Genomic DNA, 21808 nt, shown 5'->3' on the forward strand with positions numbered 1-21808 from the left:
CTTACTCACCTCCTAAAAGAGCAGTCATTGATAGCGAAATTTCCTTGCTAAATTCTTGGTTAGACTTGTTGGCCTTATAAAGCTGATGGAAAATACGCCCGTCCTTGATAAAAAGGACACGTTTGGCATGACTAGCCGCATTGGCCGAATGGGTCACCATCAGGATAGTCTGTCCGTCTTGGTTGATGGCTTCAAATAAATTTAAAAGGTCTTCGGAATTCTTATAGTCTAAAGCTGCTGTTGGTTCATCGGCTAAGATTAGAGCTGGTCTGGTAATGAGGCTTCGAGCAATGGCGACTCTTTGCTTTTGTCCGCCGGATATTTCAAACGGTCTTTTATCCAATAGGTCTTGGATTCTCAGTTTGGGAGCAATTTGCTGCAGACGAGATTCCATTTCATTGTAGCTTTTTCTGGCCAAAACCAGAGGTAGAAAAATATTGTCTCGAACAGATAAGGTGTCTAAAAGGTTAAAATCTTGGAAGACAAAACCTAGATTTTTGAGACGGTAGTCTGCTAATTTAGACTCTTTGATTTTAGTAATATCCTGCTGATCGAGAATGACAGACCCCTTAGTCGGCTTTTCCAGAGTCGCAATGATATTTAGAAGAGTGGTCTTTCCTGATCCAGATTCTCCCATAATGGCAATAAACTCCCCTTCTTCTACGTTGAAGTCAACATCCTGAAGGGCGCGTGTCTCTTCTTTTGAAAAACGTGTCCTAAAAATTTTCTCCAAATGATTGATTTCTAAAAACATAACGATCTCCTTTGGGATAATATTTATTATACCTTATTAAAAATAAATTCTGAATAAGGTCTTTCCTTTTCTGACTTTATTATAGCGTTAAGAAGGACACAACTACCTTACAGCTTTTTCTTCCTATCTTACAAGATTGTAAGAAAAATCCCTAACCTTTAATGATTAGGGAATCCGTAGCTAACTAGAAAGAAAAATTAGAATTAAGAGTTTTCTTTTTTCTTAAAGAAAACGATTCCTGAGATCCAGACTAATCCTAAACATGATAGCCAGCCAAAAGAGTCGCTTCCGGTTTCTGGGAGACGTTCTGCGGACATGGTGGCAGTTTTTGCTTTAGAAATCGGATTTGCTAGTGACTCTTCTTGATATTTTTGATAGCCAAGAAGGGCTGTTGTAGAAGGTGTGTTTTCTTCTATCGTTTGGGAATCTGCCTGTTTGGCAGCTGTCTTTTGCTCAGAAAGCAACTGATAAACATAGGTTACAACTATTTCCTGAGCTGACACATAACCTGTTACGTTATTTGGTGTGGTGATAAGTTGGTATTTTTTGCCGTCACGTTCAATGACATCTCTTTGCAGCTGACTGGCATTATAAGGTGTTCCAACTTGAACACCTGCGGGTTGGACAACGGCGTCTTCTAATACCATATTGCCTTTGTCATCCCGATAGTTAACAGTCACTTGTTCCCCTGCTTTAGCAGTATATAAGTAGATAATCTGTTGCATTTCTGGTGTCACTCTGCCACTGGCTGGAGCCGAAGAAGCTTCTAGCTGTGAATAGGTCCATACGAAACCATCGGCATCTGTTAGGTCATCCTGTTGACTGGTATAAGCAGTTCCAACCTGAGTATTTTCAGGGAGTAAAGTCTCCTCATGCAAGACGATGCCGGTATCTGTTACATAACGCAGATTAACAGCTCCTCCTAAAATCGGCTCGTAGAAAAAGGCAATAATGCTATCGTATTCATCAACCAGTCCTGATGCATGCTCAGGGACGCCAACTAATTTATAGAGCAAGCCTGCATCATTCCTTAGCGGATCAGGCTTTTCAGCTGTATAGGGTGTTCCAACTGGCGTTCCTGCGGGTTGGACAATGACATCATCTTGAATACTATTTCCATCAACATCAAGATATATAGCCGTCACCTGACCACCTGCCTGTTGGTCTTGGTTGGTCGTTGCAGCTGGTTTAGTATCTGAAGAGACAACTGCAGCTATTGGCGCTGATAAAGAAGGATTGTTGTTAGAATTAGATGTGTCACTTGCTGGTATAGAAGTTGATGCATCTGCTGTAGAAACTGTTTCTACAGCAACATCCGTACTAAGTGTGGTATCTGCAGTTGTCAAAAAACTTTCCGTGGCTTGTGTTGGCTGAACAGCCTCTGCTTCTACTGTTGCTGGACTTGAGTAGACGAGACCCAAGCCTATTAAACAGGAGCAAATCCCAATAGTTAGTTTTCTAATACCGAACTGTTCTTTATGTAAATACCTAAATCTTTTTCCCATTTCTAAAAGCCTCCATAGTTTATAAATCTATTATAATCTTATTCCATTTTAACATAATTAAACTGTATTTTAAACAGACTGTCGAAATTTTATTGTTGCAAAAATGTTTTAGAAGACGATTACACTTTCTCTCTGCTATAATAGTATAAGTAATAATAAAGAGGGAAGAATGATGGCGAAAAAATTAAAAATAAGCAAAATGGTGGGTGGTCTAGGAAGTCTTTTGTCTTTAGCAGAGGCTGTTAAAGTTATTGAAAAAGTCTCCGCCAATGCTGCTCATCTAATTGATAAAGCAATTGACAGACATTATGATAACAAACGAGATTTGATTCCGATTCAGAATTTGGTCCAATTAGATTTTTTCACAGCCAAGCAACATTTAGAATCACAAGGATTGAAGGTTGTACCTCTTTTGGCTAAACCACTTAAAAAATATCATGACCGACGTGCAGATGAGGTTGTTGATATGGTTCCAAAAACGGGTAAATTAAGACCCGGATCCATTGTGAAGCTATATGTGATTGATCAGGCGACTCTATTAGAAAGTCAGCGACGTTTTCAAGAGCAAGTGATGCAAACACGCCGGCGCAATAAGAGGATTGGTGCTACTCTGTCCAAGCCTATCAAGCGTCTCAAGTTTAAAAAATAAAGAGCCTGCGTGTGCAGGCTCTTTATTTTTAGTGAGTATCACTAGATTGACTAATTAGTGATGACGACGATGATGCCTATAGGCAGTTCTGCCACGGCCATCCCATCTTTGAGTTTGATAAGAATTTCTTGTTCTGCGGTCATTTCTATCGTAAGAATAATAAGAACTGCTTACCAAGCGGCCATAGCCCGTCTGATCGAAATAATATAAGTCGCCATTAGCTGCTCGAACATACTTATTAAAAGCCTGTTCGCCAGAGTTAGGGTCGTAGTAACGAATGCGTCTATAAGAATCTACAACAAACTGACCTTTAACCTGACTGCCATCATTATTAAAGTACAGTCGTTGTCCATTAATGGTCTGCGCACCTGTCACAGCATAACCGTAGCGGTTAAAGTAGAACCATTGTCCAGCGGTATTCATGACAAAACGGTTGCGAACCAAGTCGCCAGAATCAGCATCATAATAACGGAGTGTTCCATAGCTGTTTTTAACAAAATCGCCCTTAACTTGAACACCATTGGCATTGAAGTAAAGTGACTGACCATTGATGGTCTGGCTGCCGGTCACAGCAATACCATCATTACCAAAATAGAACCACTGTCCTTTAGCGTTGCTGACAAATCTATTGGTGATAAGATTGCCAGAATGCTCATCAAAGTATCGAACCTTACCATCTTTACCGGTGACGAAATCTCCCTTAGTTTGGAAACCGTAATCGTTAAAGTGCTGGACAATACCGTTAACCTTTGTCAGACCTACCGCCATAAGGCCATTTTGGAAATAGCGCCATTGCTGACCAAAGAGATAATAGCCATTTTCATAACGTTTACCATCGTTACCGTAGTAAGAGAAGGTATTATTGCCATTATTGTAAATCGCATTTCTTAATTGGACACCATTTGTGAGGAAGAAATAATTAGCCCCATCAATCACTTGGCTGCCAACGACCATATAACCTTTGTCATCAAAGTAATACCAGTTGTCTCCTTCGCTGATAAAGGTCTTCTTAGCTTGGTAACCATTAGTTGAATAGTAAGTATAACCTTTTCCATCATAAACAAAGCCAGAAACAGCAGCTTGGTTTAAAAGCTGTTTAGGTAAGAAAGTGTTGTCTTCCCCAACATTAAAGTATGTACCGCTTGCTTGATCTTTCAGGACATAACCTGCACCACGGCCTAAAATGTTGGTTCCATTAAAGTACTTAGCTGACCATTGTTTGATTTTTTCGGAGTAGTCCATTGGAAGACCAGTTGAAATTTGTTTGCGTTCAAACAATTCAGGATACTTAGCAGCTAATTCTTCTAAGAATTCACCGCCATATTTGGCTTGCTGATCGTCTCCGGAACTCTTCGTATCAACCACATAAAGGCTATCTTTAATTTGAGATCCTTCAATTGGTTTGCCGTATTTATCAACACGTGTTACGGTTACGACTTCCTTTTGAGGGAATGTGTACATTTGATCTGGAACCCAGTCAGCCATGACTTTGATACCTTTGCTGTGGAGGGCTTTGATAGCTTTCACTAAGTGATCAGCAGTACCATATTTATTTGGTTTAGAAATTCCTAAATCATAACGATCTGTGAAGGCATAGCCGTTTAAGATAACTGAATCAAGGAAGGTTCCATCTGTTGATGACACATACTGCGGTGCCATTTCAAAGTCAGTGATACCCCATTCAACAAATTTATCAAGATTTTTAGTAATCACAACATTGGTATACTCGTCTTCAGTTGTCGCAAAGGCTTGGAAGTTTGAGAAGCCTTCGTACATCACACGAGAATCCAAAGCGGCATTTTGATGGAGTGACTTACCGTCTGTGGATGGTGCAGTACTTGCTGCAACGCGGATGTCTTGGTTTTCTGCTGCTCCGACCGGTACCCAGACCGCTAGGTAACCTGACACTTGCGGATTAGCATATCCCTTAATTTCATCTGCTGTGAAGATGAGTTCTCCGTTAGCATTTGTGTAACGAATCAGGGCTTTTGCTTCTGCATCAGAATTGTAAGTTGCCACACCGCTGTTAGTTGTCAGGATAAGTGGACGATAAGCCTGATTCTTATGGGCTGCTCCCATGTTGATAACAACTCTTTCATTGCTATTTAGTTTGAGTTCAGGTCGGTTAGCCTCGATGACTGCAATACCAGACAGACGAGTGGTTTGATCACCAGTATCTGTAGCAGTCATTGCGCCCTTACCATAACGTACAGATGTCAAGACTGTCTGATCCCATGCTGTACGATTAGCATTGGCGAGATAATTAACTTTCATGCTTTGACCGCCAGAAACGTATTTGATACGGGCTTTTAGGAGGCTTTCAATCGCATCATAGTTAATGGTTTTGTTTGCCATGTACTGACCGTCATCGGTAAACATATCTCCATAGTAAATACGCGGAACACTTGATTTGTTGGTCAAAATCAAAGCGTAGGACAAAGCGGTATTATAATGGGTGTATTTTTTATTGGTCGCTTTCAAATCTTCATTATAGATCTTGAAGGCTTTTTCAATCTCTTCAGGTGTAAAAGAATAACCGAATGAATTTGGATTGATTTCCGCTTTGATAATATCACGGATTAAATCCTGCACCTCACTATCGTGCGCACGTACAAATGAGTAAGATGGAATTTTAGCTGTCTCAGCACTGTCATTTGTGCGGTCAACAAGACTGTTTGTCACGAGAGGCTCAAGTCCTGAACGAACATTTAAGGGTCTAGCTAGTGACCAAATAAAGGATAAACGCAACTTGTTATCCATATTGATCATATTATCCCCGTCGTCATGGAGATAAGGTGTATCGTTATCGCTCCAAGCTTCTAAGATTGATAAATGATCGTTTGCTGTTGCGTCATTCTTGTTGATACCGTGTACATATTTCAAATAATCCGCTGAAATTTGAAGCAGATCGGCATCGACATTATCAACAGCATCGACACGGATAGAATCAAAGTTTGCCTCAGGATCGTTGGCATAAATAGTGCCAAAGTTCATTAAGAAATGCAGCCAGTTTAGCTGTTCTGCCTGAACAACAGGATTGGAATTGTCAACATCATTGGCTAAAAGCAATTCATAACCGCCGTAGCGAGACATATCCTGAGTATAGCGAGGATCTTTCTCCCCTGTTTGGTTAGTCGGGGTGCGGTTAAGAAGTCTAAAGTTAGAATTAGCCCAAGGTGTTAGACTGCTGTCATTTGCAAAAAGGAGAGCCCCGTTTTGCAGGTGATCATCAAAAGGTTTTTCACTCTCACTATTCCAAGCAGACTGTGTTTTGACAAAGGCAGCGATTGTGGAACGCAGCCATGTCGTATTTTGCGCAATCGTAATTTTTTCTTCGATCTTCGCCTGAATGGTTTGTGCAGCTAAATTAAGTTCATTTTGACTGGCATTTGTATCATAAGTAACTTTGACACCAAACTGGTCATTCATAAAGTTGACATATTGGCGTTGGGTTTCTTTGTCAGGCCACCAGGTCATCAAAAGTGGACGGAAGTCATTTTCAGTTGATTCTGTCCAAGTGGTGCCATCTTTCAAGATATATTTAGGACGGTACCAAGATTCAGCAGTTAGATAGTTATCGATTTGTTCGAAGTTCTTAACATCTGTGCTGTAAACTTGATTATACTTAGCATAAGAATTGGTTGTTTCATCGGTGGATGTGGAAGCTGAAACCGTTGAGCTCGGTTTGTAAGCACCGGTTTCATCAAAATAAAGAACCTGTCCATTAACATTTAGTGCATAGTTCTTTTGGAGGCTACCGTCAGTGTTGTAATAGTAATACTTACCATCAACAAGTTTGACATTGCTTAAGCTTTTTAGAGCTTTGAGTTGCTCTGCCGAAATCACTTCTTCACTGGCTTGTTTGGCTTTAGCTACTGTTGAAGTTGTTTCTGAAGCGGCATAAGCTGCGGTCTGCCCAGTCTGTGACTTGCTATCAATAATCGCTTCCGATTTTGCTTGAATTTCAGTCTGATCTTGGCTGACAGTTGTTGTTTCGCTAGTGACCTGATTTTGCGTAGAAGCTTTTTCTTCTACTGCTGTCGTTGTTACTTCCGTCGTTTGACTTGAAACAAGGCTGGAATCACTGGTAGTTGTCTCCTTGCTAGCAGTTTCAGTATCGGCTTTGACAGCATTAGCAGATAAGGCAGCTAGTGTCACCACAGCAGATGTCATTGAAACGGTTACCCAATTTTTCTTGACTTTGCGTAACTTATAGCGAACTTTTTCTTCCATAAAATCCTCCGGAATATAAAATTTGTTTATCCTAAACGACTAAATTATAACATTATCCTCATATTATTCAATAGAAAATCAAAAGAAAACGTTTTAAAAGTCAAATAATATGACAAAAAAAGTATTTTTTGCTTATATTTCTTACAAAATAAAAAACTATCCTATAAGATAGTTTTTAGAAATCAATATAACCTTTCAAATCTGTTAATGCTCGTTCTGCAATGGCTTCATACCGTTCTTTTTTATCACGGATTCGAGGTCCTTCTAATTCCTGAATAATACCGAAATTAACATTCATGGGTTGGAAATTTTTGCTCTCAGCATGGGTGACATAGTAAGGAAGGCTTCCAATAGCTGTTGTTCTTGGAAAGATCAGCTCCTTCTCTCCTAAAAATGTTCGAACGGCGTTGATACCAGCGACTAATCCACTGGCAGCTGATTCAACATAGCCTTCAACACCCGTCATTTGTCCGGCAAAGAAAAGATTGGGATTTTTTTTGCTTTGGAAGGTTTGTTTTAATAAATTAGGAGAATCCATATAAGAATTTCGGTGCATCACACCGTAACGGACAAATTCTGCATTTTCAAGTCCTGGAATCACCTGGAAGACACGTTTTTGTTCTCCCCACTTCAGGTGTGTTTGGAAACCAACCATATTATAAAGACTGCCTGCTGCATTGTCCTGCCTTAATTGAACAACGGCGTAAGGGGTCTTAAAATCACCATCACGGGGGCCTTTATAATCTTCTGGATACTCGAGACCGACAGGTTTCATAGGACCATAAAGCATGGTTTTGATGCCTCGTTTGGCCATGACTTCAATAGGCATACAGCCTTCAAAGTATTTTTCCTTCTCAAAAGTATTAAGAGGAGCTTCTTCTGCTTCTGTTAAGGCATGATGAAAAGCCAGGAATTCTTCTTTGGTCATGGGACAGTTAAGGTAGGCGGCTTCTCCCTTGTCATAGCGGGATTTTAGATAGACCTTATCCATATCAATTGAAGCTTTATCAATAATGGGAGCTGCCGCATCATAGAAATAAAAACCATCACCACCATTTAGGCTGTGAATTTTTTCAGCTAAAGCATCTGAAGTTAATGGCCCAGTTGCAATAACTGTGATAGCATCATCAGGAATTTCCGTCACTTCGCCACGGATAATCTCAATTAACGGATTGGTTTCAATTTCTTTTGTGACAGTTTGGGCATATCCTTCTCGATCAACAGCCATAGCACCGCCAGCAGGGACACGGTGAGCTTCGCCTGCCCGCATAATGAGCGAATCTAAGCGACGCATCTCTTCTTTAAGTAGTCCGACAGCATTGGTTAGGCTATCACCGCGGAAAGAATTAGAACAAACTAATTCTGCAAACTGGTCTGTCTTATGCTGTGGCGTTGCTTTCACCCCGCGCATCTCATACAGTTTAACAGGAATACCGCGCTTAGCAATCTGGTAAGCTGCTTCTGAACCTGCTAATCCAGCGCCAATAACATTGATATAAGATTGAGACATAATACTCTACCCCTTCGGGAGCAAAATTCCCGCAATTCTTTCTAAAATTATAATTGATATCGAACTTATTTTCTCTTCTTTAAATAATAGGATAAAATTTCCTTTTATGGTTGCCTGACTATTATACCTCAATTCCGAATTTTCTTAAACTAAACCATCTCAAATTTAGACAGCCACTTTCAAAAATCCTTTTCTAAACATCCTGAAATAAAAAAACCGATGTTAGAATAAATAAAGTTTGCATAATTATTATTATGCAAACTTTATTTGATCTTTTCTTCTTTGTAATCACATGCTTCATTGCTGCAGATGACTTGTTTTCCGCCACCACGGACTTTCTTTTCAACTAAGAAATCTCCTGATTTCGGGCACTCACGTCCAACTGGCTTATCCCAAGAAGTAAAATCACATTCTGGATAACGATCGCATCCGTAGAAAAGACGATTCCGTTTCGTTTTCCGTTCGATAACTTGCCCTTTGTGGCAGATAGGACAAGTTACCCCGATTTCCTTGGTAATGGCTTTGGTATTGCGGCAGTCGGGGAAATTACTACAGGCATAAAACTTACCGTAACGCCCCAGTTTGATTACCATAGGATGTCCGCAGACATCGCAGTCAAAACCAGCAGGCTCATCCTTAATCTGGATCTTTTCCATCTCTTCTTCTGCCTTGACAACTTCTTTTTCAAAGGGTTGGTAAAATTGATCGATAACCTTTTGCCATTCTTCTTTACCGATTTCGACCTGGTCTAGCTTACCTTCCATTTCTGCAGTGAACTTGACATCGACAATATCAGGAAAGAACTCCACAATCAAGCTATTCACGATTTCTCCTAATTCTGTCGGTTCAAACCGTTTGGCAGCTAATTTAACATAGTAACGCTTTTGGATAGTTTCCAGAGTCGGTGCGTATGTCGATGGACGACCGACACCATTTTCTTCCAGCGTTTTAATCAAACTAGCTTCTGAATAGCGAGCAGGCGGCTGGGTAAAGTGCTGTTCAGGATTGGCAGAGACTTTCTTAACGATTTCTCCTTGGCTCATTTCCGGAAGCATTTTATTTTTATCGGAGTCATTATAGACAGCTAGATAACCGTCAAATTTCACCTGACTGCCGTTAGCTACAAAGCGGACGCCATTTTGCTCCAGATGAACTTTCATGGTGTCAAAAATCGCTGCTGTCATTTGACTAGCCACAAAGCGATTCCAGATAAGAGTATAAAGTTTCAGTTGATCTTTATCAAGGTATTTAGCGATTGATTCGGGCGTATAATGAACATTAGAGGGACGGATAGCCTCGTGGGCGTCTTGGGCGCCGGAGGCATTGCGGACTTTGCTTCCCTGTTTGGAGTATTGACTTCCAAAACGTTCTTTGATGAAGTCGGCTGCTTCGTTTTGAGCAACGGGGCTGATACGAGTTGAATCCGTACGCATATAGGTGATGAGCCCCTGATGGCCATTTGAACCTAGATTGAGACCCTCATACAGTTGCTGGGCAACCATCATGGTCTTTCGGGTACGGAAGTTGATCTTATTAGCAGCATCCTGCTGCAAAGAGGAGGTCGTATAGGCAAGTGGTGCATTGCGCTTACGCTCTTTTTTCTCAACCTTATCTACTAAAAAGTCATCGGTCTTAATACGAGCCAGAACCTCTTTAACCTCATCGTTGTTCGACAGCTTAACCTTTTTACCATCAAGACCGTAAAAGTTTGCTTGAAACTTTTTAGTCCCTTTTTGGAAGAGACCATCAATGGTCCAATACTCTTCCGGAATGAAGGCTTTTATTTCATTTTCACGATCGATAATGAGCTTGAGAGCCACAGACTGAACACGTCCAGCAGAAAGTCCTTTTTTAACTTTCTTCCATAAAATAGGTGAAATGGAATAGCCGACAATCCGATCCAACACACGCCTCGCCTGCTGAGCGTCAACTAAATCCATATCGATTTCACGAGGCTCCACAAAAGCATTTTTTACGGCGTCTTTAGTGATTTCATTGAAAACAACACGGTTTTTAGCCTTTGGATCTAAATCCAGAATATGGGCTAAATGCCAGGAAATGGCTTCTCCTTCACGGTCCGGGTCACTTGCCAAGAAAACTTGTTTAGCATTTTTGGCTTCTTTTTTAAGAGAATTGATCAAGGGACCCTTACCACGGATATTAATATATTGCGGCTTATAGTTGTCGTCAAAATCAATTGACATACTGGATTTTTTCAAATCTCGGATATGCCCCACTGAGGCAACGACCTTATAAGAACGCCCTAAATATTTTTCGATGGTTTTGGCTTTGGCAGGCGATTCCACAATCACTAGATTTTTTTTAGGGGTGGCCCGTTTTTTACTTGTTTTTTTCGTTTTTGTTTGGGTTTTTGTTGCCAATATCTTGCACTTCCTAAATGTAATAAACTCCTAGCATAATATATCATTTTAGAAAGACTGTCAAGAACAAACTTTTCTTATAGGAGAACTTGTTTTAATTTAAGAGTTCTGAAACAATGTCGAACCCACTTGTGACGCACTTTGCCCCCTCTTGAATGAGATGATGGCAGCCATCAGATTTACCGTCTAAAATAGAGCCTGGTACGGCGAAAACATCTCGTCCTTCTTCCATCCCTCTTTCACAGGTAATCAGACTTCCAGAACGCATCTTAGCTTCGGCTACCATAATTCCCTGACATAAACCTGCGATAATGCGATTTCTTTCTGGAAAATGGAATTTTAAGGGCTGACTTTGGGGGCCGTATTCGGATAAAATCAGGTGATGCTTCCCAATATAGTCCTGGAGCTTCTGATTTTCTTTGGGGTAATACGTGTCCAATCCGCATCCGATGACGGCTATTGTGGAGCCACCGTTTTTTAAAGCTGCTAAATGAGCGGCGGTATCAATACCTCTAGCTAGACCGCTTACAATGACAAACCGTTTGTTTAATTCATTGATAATCTTCTGAACAGACTTACTGCCGACTGAGCTAGCATCGCGCGAACCTACAACTGCTAATTTAGGTTTTTCCAATAGACTGAGATCTCCTTGGTAAAACAAAAGAACAGGAGGGTTATAGATTTCCTTTAAAGATAAGGGATATTCTTTATCTAAAATAGATAGGGAGGGGAATTTGGTAAATTCCTTCCTAAGTGTTTTGCTGTCTAAATTTTTATAGTTTTCAATGAATTGCAAAGGATTTTTGCAGTCTGAGACCACGGCTATATCTCTAAGAGATAAGGATTTTTGATGTTTTTCCTGATAATTGAGGATATTAATAACATTGAGGTTATTTAAGCCCGCTTTCTTTAATTTATAGATGTCGAAATGATTCATAAGCCCTCCTTCTACCCTCTTATTCGTAAACTAAAAAAATTAGGAGGCTTATCCTAATTTTAAATCTTTAAAGTGACAAAAGGCACCTATTAAATTGGCATTATTATAAAAGCGACACGTCTTTAGGGTTAGTTTTTCAACAGACAGCGCATGATCATTTTCTTCTAATAAAGTATGGTACTGGTGCTGGACTTCTTTCAGCAAAAGCGGTTGGCAGCTGATACCACCACCTAACACCACTCTCTCTAGGCGGAAGACCGTTTGTAGATTCAAAATGAGCTGAGCAATTTCCTGACAGTAATTTTCAAATAATTGAATCAGAACGGTATCTGAATTTTCCGTCAAGACCTTAAAAACAGCCTGTCCATCGTCATGGGGCAAGGCGAGATGGTCACTTGCCTTGTGGATAAACTGAACTGCTGACCCATTGTTTTGCAACAGACTTTCAATACCTCTTACGCGAAGATTGAGAATATCTTTTTGAGCCATGAACCGAGCGTTTTTCTGCACATCATTGGTGGTCGGTCCAATTAACATATGATGAGACTGAAGATTCCTAAACGAAAGCAAGTTACCATCTGATATCAAGGCCAGACCAACGCCAGTTCCTAAAATTAAGGCTGCTCCGCACGAGCAGTCCCTAAGATTACCCAATCTAGCTTCTGCTAAGCCAGCTGCATTGGCATCATTAATGACTGTTACTGGTAAGAGGCTTACACGTTCCAAATGGCTTGCTAGAGGAAGGTTTCTGAGGTAAGGAATCAGACCTCCTCTATGAATGAATCCTACTTTACTGTTGATTTGACCCGGACAGGCAATAGCAACCCCTGAAATCTGTTGTTTATGAGTAGCAATCAGTTCTTTCACATGGGTCAGAAAGTCGGTTAACGTATTGGGTGTCGGTATTTTATCAGTTTCTAGGAGATGATAGCTGTCATCAATTAAAGCATATTTAATAAAAGTTCCGCCAATATCAATCGTCAGATAATATTTCATATCTTATCCCTAGTTTATAATTCTTTGATAACACGTGCGGGATTGCCTGCAATCACAAGATTGTCACCAAAGGATTTAGTCACAACGCTCCCTGCACCGACAACAACATTGTCTCCGAGTGTTACGCCGGGTAGGATAGTCACTCCTCCAGCAAGCCAAACATTGTCACCGATGGTGATTGGGGCTCCGTATTCTTTTCCAGAGATACGCTCTTGAGCATCCAGAGGATGTAAAGGTGTCAGAAGCTGACAGTTAGGGCCTAGCATGGCGTTGTCACCAATATGAATCTCACAGACATCCAACATGGTACAGTTAAAGTTGGCATAGAAATTTTCTCCGACATAGATGTTGCTGCCATAATCGCAGGCAAAATGAGGCTCCATGTAAATAGCGTCGCCTGTTTTTCCTAACCATTTCTTCAGGAGTTCAGAGCGTTTTTTCCCATCCAGCTCTGCATTAAAATCTTGCATCAGCAAACGTCTTTGTTCCCGCATAATCTTCAATTCTGGATCTGAAGCATCATAAAGCTGTCCTGCTAACATTTTTTCTTTCTCAGTAACCATATTTGCTTCTCCTTTTTCTATTTCATTTATTTTTGAATTAGAGATTTGATGGGTTCAAAACTTTTGCGATGAATAGGCGTAATCCCCAATCTTTCCAAACCGGTCAAATGCTCTGCGGTGCCATAGCCAGCATTTTGGGCAAAGCCATAGCCTGGATAGGTTTGGTCATAGTCGGCCATCAGCCTGTCCCTGGTCACCTTGGCCACGATGGAAGCCGCTGCGATCGATAAGGAATTGGCATCCCCCTTGATGATGGATTGCTGAGGGATGGGGGTGTCCAGCTTCATGGCATCGATAAGGAGGTGCTGAGGGGCTGGGTTTAGCTTACCCAAGGCCTCCAGCATGGCTAGCTTGGTCGCCTCATAAATGTTCACTTGGTCGATAATCTTGGCATCTTTTATGCCAATTCCCACTGCTACTGCTTGCTCCATGACTTCGTGATAGATGGCCACGTGCTTAGACTTGGGGATTTTTTTGGAATCGTTGAGGTGTTTGATTTTGCAGCCCTTGGGCAGAATGACTGCTGCTGCCACCACAGGTCCTGCCAAAGGACCGCGGCCGACTTCGTCAATACCGGCAATCACCTGAAATCCTTGCGCGTAGATTTCCTTTTCATAGCGAAGCATGGATTCGAGGCGCTTATCTTCAGCTTCTTCTGCTTGAATCGCTTTTTTTCGCTGTAAAATGACCTTTTGTACACCACTTCTGCTATCTACTTCAAAGTCTGCCCATCTCGGATCTGCTAAGTCAGTTACATCTTCCAAGGTAGCTTTTATTTCCTTAATCGTCGCCATCCAAATCACTCACCTTGTCTAATGTATAAGTACCCAAGCGTCCATCTCGAACCTCCTTTACAAAGAGCTGGTAAAAACGGTCATAATCATCACGGAAGCCCAGTTTTTGTGTCCAGGTCATAATGAGTTCAGGTGTTTCCTGGTCCAAGTCCATGCCCTTAAAACGCTCCAGCAAGCGTTCTGGATAGTTAGCCTTAAAATAGTCCAAGCCAAATATAGTGACTTCATCCATGGGCAGGAGCTGGTCTTTGATGGCACCTGTCAGAGCCAATTTGAGGCCGACCTCTTGGTCTTCAAACTTGGGCCAGAGAATTCCTGGTGTGTCCAAGATTTCCAAATCTTTGTTGCTTTTGAGCCATTGCTGGCCCTTGGTGACACCAGGTTTATTCCCAACAGCGGCAATTTTCTTGCCAGCCAGTCGGTTCATGAGGGTGGATTTACCGGCGTTTGGAATCCCGATAATCATGGTCCGCAGGGTTTCTTTTTGAATGCCTCTTTGGCGGAGGCGTTCAATCTTATCTTTCATGAGACTTTTTGCGGCCTCGGTCACCTTTTTGACCGTCGACTGCTCTTTTGAATTGATAGCTAGGGTTTTAATGCCATGGCTTTCAAAAGAGGACTGCCATTCCTTGGTGCGAACGGGATCAGCCAAATCGACCTTGTTAAGAATCATGAGCTTTGGCTTGTCGCCGACAATCTTATTGAGCATGGGATTTTGACTGGACAAAGGCAAACGGGCATCAACCAAAATTGTCACAAAATCAATAAATTTTAAATTTTCCTGTACCTGTCTCCGAGCCTTGGACATATGTCCCGGAAACCATTGAATAGTAGCCATAGTTATTCCTTCTAATTGTTAGTATATCTATTCTAACACATCTTCTTAGTCTTTGCTCTTTTGGAAGGGACCCTTTATTGTAAGCACGAAAAAAACCTTTTACAAGGTTTTTACTTACTATTTAATCTGCTCGAAGGTCAAATGGACAATAATACTGTCTCCATAGCCGTTACGCTCCAAGTCACGCTGAAGACGATAAGAAATATAGTGTTCTGCGATTTTGATGTAACCAGCATCAAGTAAACGATGCTCAACCATTCCTTGAATAACACTAATCGTCGCTTTTTCGATTTTAGCTTCTTCTAAGTCAATCACGACTTTTTTGGTAACTTGAGCTAACTCTTGACGCAGGTGATCATCTAGGACATAAACGCTCTGAGCAGCCTTCAAAATAGCTTGGTAAATTTTATCTGGATCAAAGTCAACAATCTGACCATCACGTTTTATAATTTGCATAGAAACCTCTTTTCTACTAAGGCGTGGTTTTTAACTATCTTTATTATCTAAAGAGTTAGGTCATTTGTCAAGTTATTTTACTTTGGTTATCAAATGATTTTCACCCTCAATTTCTTCAAGCGATTATATTCTAAATATCTCGTTTGTACTGCAAATCTCTAGCTTCTGCATTGTCATGGCTATTGTCAAGGATATGATCCAAAATAAAACCTTCTTTTTCATAAAAAGGAATGCCAATGGTGTTGTCTTCAGCAACACTGACCCATTGCTCTTTGGCATTAAAATGCATTTTCTGATAGTCCGTAAGAGTTTTTAGTAGGAGGTGCCCAGCCCCCTGACGCTGAGCTTTAGGGGAAATATAGAGAACATAGACATTAGCATGTTCTTTCTCATCCATTCCACCAGCAATACAACCTAGAATTTCACCTTCTTTTTCTGCCACCCAGTAGCCATTCCAGAAAGAACTATTCTCAAGAACATCTTGTTTTAAACGTTCTAAATTGTAGTGTTCGTCAATGACTCGGTCGATATAGGCTGTTGTGTAAATATCATGATAAGTCGCTTGCCAAGTCTGCGAACAGACCTCCTGGATAGCTCTAATATCATCTAGATTAGCTTTTCGTATTGTAAACATCTGCAACTCTCCTTTAGTAAAAAACACACTAGATAGCCAGTGTGTTTAGTTATTTTCAACGATATCAATGATACGCTGCGCTTCTTCTGGCTGACAGGCAACTAAAGGCAGACGTAAAGGTCCTACCTCAATACCACGGCTGTTTAAAACAGCCTTAACCGGAGCTGGACTAGGCAGAGAAAAAAGAGCGTCTACCTTAGGCAACAAGCTGCGCTGGATTTTAGCTGCAGTCTTGATATCACCATTATCAATGGCCTTAAACATATCAAAAAAGTCATCTCCATTAGTATGGGAAGCAACACTAATAACACCATGAGCGCCCAGAGCTTTAGCATGAAAGGCCAAGCCATCTTCCCCTGTATAAATCAAGAAATCTGCAGGAGCATTTTCGACTAAATAAGCAATGTTTTCAACACCTGTACATTCCTTAACAGCAATGATATTAGGATGTTGAGCAAGTCGAATGGTTGTTGCTACATCTAAGGAAGCCACAGTTCTTCCAGGGACATTATAAAGAATAATGGGAAGGTCGCTGGCATCAGCGATTTTTGTAAAATGCTGATAAAGGCCCTCCTGACTTGGTTTGTTATAATAAGGAACAACTGCCAAACCAGCTGCAAACCCTCCGAAGTCTGCAACTTCCTTAACAAAAGTCACAGAATCCCTTGTATCATTGGTTCCCACGCCGGCAATTAGAGGCACACGTCCATTGACGATTTTTTGAACTTCTGAGAAAAACTCTAATTCTTCATCATGGGTTAAAGTCGGACTTTCCCCAGTTGTTCCTGCCAATATCAATCCTTGCGTATTGTGCGCCAGCAACTCTTCGATTAGTTTGGGCAGTACATCGAAATTGATGCTGCCATCCTCATGGAAAGGCGTTACCATTGCAGTAATGATTTCAGCATTCTGTAAAGCGTCTATAGACATATTAGGCCCTCCTTTATTGATCTATTTTAACTCAAACACAAGTTCTTCGGTTGGTCTTACCAAGTGGCGTTCGTGTAATTTTTCAGCGATTTGGACAGAATTCCAAGCAGCTCCTTTTAAGAGGTTATCTGCCACCACCCACATATGAATTCCTTTTTCAGCATCTAGATCCTTGCGGATACGGCCGACAAAAGTCTCACGATGGCCCACAGCATTAACGGCCTGAGGATAAATTTGCTGACTTGGGTCATCCTCTAGGACAGCGCCAGGGAAATTCGCGATTGCCTCTTTGACTTCCGCGATTGGTGCTACTGCTTTGGTTTCGATATAGACAGACTCAGAATGACCAGAAAGCACAGGAATACGAACACAAGTCGCAGAAACCTTGATGTTATCATCTTCCATGATTTTTTTGGTTTCTTTAGTCATTTTCATTTCTTCGTAAGTGTAGTCATTGTCTGTGAAAACGTCAATCTGTGCAAGAGCATTAAAAGCGATAGGGTAGTGCTTTTTATCGCCACCGCTTGGTAAGATTTCCGCTCTTAGGTCTTTAGGATTGACTCCGTCAACGACTGCCTCATGCAACTGTCCCAATGTTTCATGGATAGCATTAGCTCCCGCTCCTGAGACCGCTTGATAGGTAGAGACAATAACGCGCTCAAGCCCCCATTTTTGACGAATTGGCTCCAAAGCCACCATCATCTGAATGGTAGAACAATTTGGACAGGCGATAATACCCTTGTGTTTTTCCAAAGCATGTTCATTCACTTCTGGCACAATAAGAGGTACATTCGGATTTTGACGATAGAAAGAAGTATTATCTACGACAACAGCTCCTGCTTTTACTGCATAAGGAGCAAATTTAGCAGATGTAGAGCCTCCCGCTGAAAAGAGAGCAATATCTACGCCTGAAAACGACTCTTCTGTTGTTAATTCAACTGTCACTTCTTGGCCCTTGAAGCTAAGGACTTTTCCAGCAGAACGTGTAGAGGACAAGTATCGAACCTTATCAACAGGAAGCGATGACTCTTCCAGCATTTTGATCATTTGAGCTCCGACAGCACCTGTGGCACCAACTATAGCAACTGTATATCCCATTTTTTACCTCACGTTTGATCTTTACAAGGAACACATCAAATGTCCTAAAAATTATTTTGTCACAATTATACTATTTTTTAACAGAAATGGAAAGGTGAAATCGTCTGAAAAACAAAAAATCCCTTGTTAAAACAAGGGGAAGGGCATCTTGTAAAAGTAAGATGAATTAGGACGGTTCACACATCCTAATAATGTCCGCTCCTGCGTAATGACATCCCTAGCGCAAATGTGGCAGTGCCACAATCGACTCATCGCATAGAAATAGTTTATCAGGGGTCTCCGAAAAAGTCAACTCCTTAATAAGTTACAACAAAGGAGCCACCAATTTAACCACTATTCCAGTTATTTTGGTGGTTAATTTTTCTTTTCGCAGGCTGGCTCTGGTTACCCGCTGACATTGTTTGAGCGTCTGGTTAAAATCTTCGGTAATATCAGAAATACAAGCCGTTCGATACATATAGGTTGCACATTCAAAGTGATGATAAAGGCTTCGATAATCTAGATTTATGGTTCCCACAACTGCTTTAGTGTCATCAGCAACAAATACTTTAGCATGCACAAAGCCAGGCGTAAATTCATAAATTTTCACACCTGAATCAAGCAGACTTGGATAATAACGCTTGGCTAAAGCGTAGGGAACTTTTTTATCTGGGATGCCTGGCATGATCAGTTTAACGTCAACCCCTCGCTCGGCCGCAAACTTAATCGCATGTTCCATCTCACTATCAAGAATTAAGTAGGGGGTCATAATATGAACATAATCTCTTGCCTGATTCAGGATATCAATATAGACATTTTCACCGACCTTTTCATGATCCAAAGGAGAATCACAATAAGGAATGACAAAACCAGCCTCTTGGGGAGAACTCGCTTCCTCGGTCAAGTAAGGTTCAAAATGATAAACTTCACTTGTCGTGGACCACATCTGCAGGAACATCAAGGTGAACGAGCGAACCGCTTCTCCTTCTAGCATAACGGCCGTATCTTTCCAATAGCCAAAACGATTGATTGCATTAATATATTCATCTGCTAAATTAATACCGCCGTTGAAAGCGACTTTGTTATCAATAACTAAGATTTTCCGATGGTCACGATAATTGTAATAAGTCGATACAAACGGTGTAATCGGAGAGAAAACCTTGGCCTTAATACCTAGTTTTTCAAGTCGCTTGCTATAATCCAGCGAGAGTGTTGACAGTTCAATCATGCCGTCATACATCACACGAACCTCAACCCCTTCAGCGACCTTTTGCTCTAAGATACCTAGGATTTCTCCCCACATCAGCCCTTCATCGATGATGAAATACTCTAAGAAAATGAATTTTTTGGCTTTGAGCAGCTCTTCCTTGAGAGCTTTAAATTTCTCCTGACCAGAAGGGAAATAAGTCACTTTGGTATTTTTATAAACAGGAAATCCGCTGGCTCTGTGAAGGTATTTGGCTAAATTATAAGTTGTTGAATGGCGCTCAGCTAATTCCTCCATGATTTGATCGTCTTGTCTAAAATAAGGTTTGATTGCCAGAGTTGATTGTTTAACTAACATCTTCAACTCTCGCACTCCCCAGTCTCTTTTGGTGTAAATCAAAAAGACCGAGCCTAAAAAAGGGAAGGGAATAATGACAAAGAGCCAGGTAATAATAGATAAAGTATCCATTTGACTATTGATGAGATACAAGACTGTCCCCGTCATTAAAATAAACCCTAAAATATCAATATAGATACGATATTGACTAAACCAGATAAAGGAAGCACCTAAAATTCCTAGCTGTATCAAAATCAGGAGGAAGAAAATACTGGCTCGACTAAATATCCCTCTTAAAAATCCCAACTTACTCTTTGTAAGGAGTTTAACAACTCTTTCTTTCCCCTTGCTGATGGCTCTTTCCTCCCAAATAATTTGTTCCTATTATACCATATCTAAAGCAAAAATAAAGAAGCCCTGAGTAAGGACTTCTTTATTGAGGTACGTTTAAAGTGTTATGATTTTACCTTTGAGTGACGGAAATAGACTCCAGCAAGCAAAGTAAATCCAAGAGCCATCAGCCAAACACCGGTTTCGTCTCCTGTAGCTGGCAGACGTTTCTGAGATTTAGTCACTGCAGTTGTTGAAGGAAGGGTGCTTGTCGTACTTCCTGTTCCTGTAGTTGTACCAGAGGAAGTAGAGCTTTGACTCGTTCCTGATTCTGTTGTCGTCTGTGTTCCACTTGTCGTGGTTGCTTCTGTAGTAGTGCTTGTTGTTGATGTTGTTTGACTGGTAGTAGTTGTTTCGGTCGTTGTTGTCGTTACGATGTTACGTCTAACACGAGAGCGTGCGGCACCATAAGCTGCTTCAATACGTGCATAAGCTGTTTCGTTGGAGTATTTGATGTTATTCCCAGAAATCGCAACTGTATTACTCATATCTGTACCAACGGCCTGAGCTTTGGTCAATTTTGTATCATAAGTAATATAAATCGCGTTGTTGCTTGGTGTAGGGATTGTATAAGTGAAACCGATGGCCTGACCCAAAACATCATTTTCATAAGTTACGCTCTTAGAAAAATCTTCAGCATAGGGGCGCGAAGCCGCTTCGTCAAAGCTGTCAATAGGATCACCTTCGATATACTGAGAGCGAACCGCCAAAAGAGTTTCCTTAAGGATATATTGATCTGGACCAACGATATCACGTAGAGTCAAATTATCAACACTTGCTTGATTACTGTTAATCAGAACTTTCCAATGGATAATACTAGGGTCATTTTCATCTTGGTAGCCCGTCTTATTGAGAGCGGGGCTGATAGGAACAACTGTATTTTCGTTAACAAATACAGCATAAGCTGTTCCGCTATAAACAAAATTAATAGTATTTGGAACAACAACATTATCATGATTGATTTGAACATTGAAGTTGAGTGACATTGCCTTGTCTAAAGGGAATCTCTCAAAAATATCTGTAAAGGTAACGGTTGCTTTTTGAGAGAAAGGATCAACGGTTGCTTTACCGGCCAACTCTCCATTTGTGTGCATCACATCAAAGGATAAGGTTGTTGTGAAACGCAGCTGCGGAGGTAAGGTAATGGTGAGCGTATCTCCTGCTTTAATTTCCTGTTCATCAGGGAAAGTAATGTTATTACTTACGGATAAAGGCTCCCAATAATCAATGGCTTGTGCTGCTGTAATGGCAGTTCCATCAGCCTTTGTGATAGAAGCCGTATTAGAATAATTCGTAATTTCAGTAGCATGTACTGCTCTGCTCGTCAGTAAAATACCAAAAAGGATTGTTAGAATAGAAACAAAGCCTAAGAGTTTATGTTTCGTTTTCATAAATAAAATGTAATCTCCTATTTTTTAGATAATTTGTCATATTAAAAACCAATTATTGGTACTATTTTAACATAAAAATAACGCCAGTGATAATCTAAAGAGGATTTGTAACTGTTTTGTTATATTGTAAAAAACTTATTTTTGACAGAAAAGTCAGCTAAATGTAAAGAAAAAAGGTATACAAAATAGATTAAAATCCATTTTTGATAATATTTGTTCGTTTTCTT

General features: G+C 40.7%; 17 protein-coding genes. 1 reads left to right on the forward strand and 16 read right to left on the reverse strand.

Going from position 1 to position 21808, the window contains the following annotated elements:
• Position 1: 1 nt before the first annotated feature.
• Together A3GY_RS0102310 and A3GY_RS0102315 are read right to left on the reverse strand one after the other, a co-directional pair.
• Positions 2-754 (reverse strand): ABC transporter ATP-binding protein, encoded by a 753-nt coding sequence (locus tag A3GY_RS0102310; RefSeq protein ID WP_018029787.1) that lies wholly within the window; start codon positions 752-754, stop codon positions 2-4.
• A gap of 203 nt (positions 755-957) precedes the next feature.
• Positions 958-2259 (reverse strand): MucBP domain-containing protein, encoded by a 1302-nt coding sequence (locus A3GY_RS0102315; RefSeq protein WP_018029788.1) that lies wholly within the window; start codon positions 2257-2259, stop codon positions 958-960.
• Between the two features lie 169 nt (positions 2260-2428).
• On the opposite strand from A3GY_RS0102315, the gene A3GY_RS0102320 reads away from it, so the two are divergent.
• Positions 2429-2908, forward strand: coding sequence for a PASTA domain-containing protein (locus tag A3GY_RS0102320; RefSeq protein ID WP_018029789.1), 480 nt, complete (start codon positions 2429-2431; stop codon positions 2906-2908).
• Between the two features lie 54 nt (positions 2909-2962).
• On the opposite strand, the gene A3GY_RS0102325 is transcribed toward A3GY_RS0102320, so the two are convergent.
• The 14 genes from A3GY_RS0102325 to A3GY_RS0102390 form a co-directional block, all read right to left on the reverse strand.
• Positions 2963-7141 carry a glycoside hydrolase family 70 protein gene (locus A3GY_RS0102325; RefSeq protein WP_018029790.1) on the reverse strand — a complete coding sequence of 1393 codons (4179 nt, stop codon included), beginning with the start codon at positions 7139-7141 and terminating at the stop codon, positions 2963-2965.
• 175 nt (positions 7142-7316) lie between these two features.
• On the reverse strand, positions 7317-8651 hold the full coding sequence (trmFO, locus tag A3GY_RS0102330; protein WP_018029791.1) for a methylenetetrahydrofolate--tRNA-(uracil(54)-C(5))-methyltransferase (FADH(2)-oxidizing) TrmFO: 1335 nt from the start codon (positions 8649-8651) through the stop codon (positions 7317-7319).
• Positions 8652-8914: 263 nt separating this feature from the next.
• Entirely contained in the window at positions 8915-11032 is a 2118-nt protein-coding gene (gene topA / locus A3GY_RS0102335; RefSeq protein ID WP_018029792.1) for a type I DNA topoisomerase, read from the reverse strand.
• Between the two features lie 94 nt (positions 11033-11126).
• A complete protein-coding gene (gene dprA, locus A3GY_RS0102340; protein WP_018029793.1) occupies positions 11127-11969 on the reverse strand; it encodes a DNA-processing protein DprA in 843 nt (280 codons plus the stop codon).
• Positions 11970-12017: 48 nt separating this feature from the next.
• Positions 12018-12965, reverse strand: coding sequence for an ROK family protein (locus A3GY_RS0102345; protein WP_018029794.1), 948 nt, complete (start codon positions 12963-12965; stop codon positions 12018-12020).
• Between the two features lie 14 nt (positions 12966-12979).
• The gene (locus tag A3GY_RS0102350; RefSeq protein WP_018029795.1) at positions 12980-13528 is read right to left on the reverse strand and encodes a sugar O-acetyltransferase; all 549 of its coding nucleotides are present in this window, start codon (positions 13526-13528) and stop codon (positions 12980-12982) included.
• 26 nt (positions 13529-13554) lie between these two features.
• On the reverse strand, positions 13555-14322 hold the full coding sequence (locus A3GY_RS0102355; protein WP_018029796.1) for a ribonuclease HII: 768 nt from the start codon (positions 14320-14322) through the stop codon (positions 13555-13557).
• Entirely contained in the window at positions 14309-15160 is an 852-nt protein-coding gene (gene ylqF, locus A3GY_RS0102360; RefSeq protein WP_018029797.1) for a ribosome biogenesis GTPase YlqF, read from the reverse strand. Before ylqF ends, A3GY_RS0102355 begins: the two co-directional genes overlap by 14 nt.
• Positions 15161-15277: 117 nt before the next feature.
• Positions 15278-15616 carry an ATP cone domain-containing protein gene (locus A3GY_RS0102365; RefSeq protein ID WP_018029798.1) on the reverse strand — a complete coding sequence of 113 codons (339 nt, stop codon included), beginning with the start codon at positions 15614-15616 and terminating at the stop codon, positions 15278-15280.
• A gap of 130 nt (positions 15617-15746) precedes the next feature.
• Entirely contained in the window at positions 15747-16250 is a 504-nt protein-coding gene (locus tag A3GY_RS0102370) for a GNAT family N-acetyltransferase (RefSeq protein ID WP_018029799.1), read from the reverse strand.
• Positions 16251-16295: 45 nt separating this feature from the next.
• Positions 16296-17180 carry a 4-hydroxy-tetrahydrodipicolinate synthase gene (gene dapA / locus A3GY_RS0102375; RefSeq protein ID WP_018029800.1) on the reverse strand — a complete coding sequence of 295 codons (885 nt, stop codon included), beginning with the start codon at positions 17178-17180 and terminating at the stop codon, positions 16296-16298.
• A 21-nt stretch (positions 17181-17201) separates the two neighbouring features.
• Entirely contained in the window at positions 17202-18278 is a 1077-nt protein-coding gene (locus A3GY_RS0102380; protein ID WP_018029801.1) for an aspartate-semialdehyde dehydrogenase, read from the reverse strand.
• A gap of 304 nt (positions 18279-18582) precedes the next feature.
• On the reverse strand, positions 18583-20175 hold the full coding sequence (gene cls / locus A3GY_RS0102385; protein ID WP_373773970.1) for a cardiolipin synthase: 1593 nt from the start codon (positions 20173-20175) through the stop codon (positions 18583-18585).
• Between the two features lie 80 nt (positions 20176-20255).
• Positions 20256-21581 (reverse strand): LPXTG cell wall anchor domain-containing protein, encoded by a 1326-nt coding sequence (locus tag A3GY_RS0102390; RefSeq protein WP_018029803.1) that lies wholly within the window; start codon positions 21579-21581, stop codon positions 20256-20258.
• Between the last annotated feature and the right edge of the window lie 227 nt (positions 21582-21808).

Origin of the sequence: Streptococcus ferus DSM 20646, from assembly GCF_000372425.1 — a bacterium.
GTDB lineage: Bacteria > Bacillota > Bacilli > Lactobacillales > Streptococcaceae > Streptococcus > Streptococcus ferus.

Coding starts and splice junctions, on each gene's coding strand:
- A3GY_RS0102310 (WP_018029787.1), bottom strand. CDS start 754: ATGTTTTTAGAAATCAATCATTTGGAGAAAATTTTTAGGACACGTTTT.
- A3GY_RS0102315 (WP_018029788.1), bottom strand. CDS start 2,259: ATGGGAAAAAGATTTAGGTATTTACATAAAGAACAGTTCGGTATTAGA.
- A3GY_RS0102320 (WP_018029789.1), top strand. CDS start 2,429: ATGATGGCGAAAAAATTAAAAATAAGCAAAATGGTGGGTGGTCTAGGA.
- A3GY_RS0102325 (WP_018029790.1), bottom strand. CDS start 7,141: ATGGAAGAAAAAGTTCGCTATAAGTTACGCAAAGTCAAGAAAAATTGG.
- trmFO (WP_018029791.1), bottom strand. CDS start 8,651: ATGTCTCAATCTTATATCAATGTTATTGGCGCTGGATTAGCAGGTTCA.
- dprA (WP_018029793.1), bottom strand. CDS start 11,969: ATGAATCATTTCGACATCTATAAATTAAAGAAAGCGGGCTTAAATAAC.
- A3GY_RS0102345 (WP_018029794.1), bottom strand. CDS start 12,965: ATGAAATATTATCTGACGATTGATATTGGCGGAACTTTTATTAAATAT.
- A3GY_RS0102350 (WP_018029795.1), bottom strand. CDS start 13,528: ATGGTTACTGAGAAAGAAAAAATGTTAGCAGGACAGCTTTATGATGCT.
- A3GY_RS0102355 (WP_018029796.1), bottom strand. CDS start 14,322: ATGGCGACGATTAAGGAAATAAAAGCTACCTTGGAAGATGTAACTGAC.
- ylqF (WP_018029797.1), bottom strand. CDS start 15,160: ATGGCTACTATTCAATGGTTTCCGGGACATATGTCCAAGGCTCGGAGA.
- A3GY_RS0102365 (WP_018029798.1), bottom strand. CDS start 15,616: ATGCAAATTATAAAACGTGATGGTCAGATTGTTGACTTTGATCCAGAT.
- A3GY_RS0102370 (WP_018029799.1), bottom strand. CDS start 16,250: ATGTTTACAATACGAAAAGCTAATCTAGATGATATTAGAGCTATCCAG.
- dapA (WP_018029800.1), bottom strand. CDS start 17,180: ATGTCTATAGACGCTTTACAGAATGCTGAAATCATTACTGCAATGGTA.
- A3GY_RS0102380 (WP_018029801.1), bottom strand. CDS start 18,278: ATGGGATATACAGTTGCTATAGTTGGTGCCACAGGTGCTGTCGGAGCT.
- A3GY_RS0102390 (WP_018029803.1), bottom strand. CDS start 21,581: ATGAAAACGAAACATAAACTCTTAGGCTTTGTTTCTATTCTAACAATC.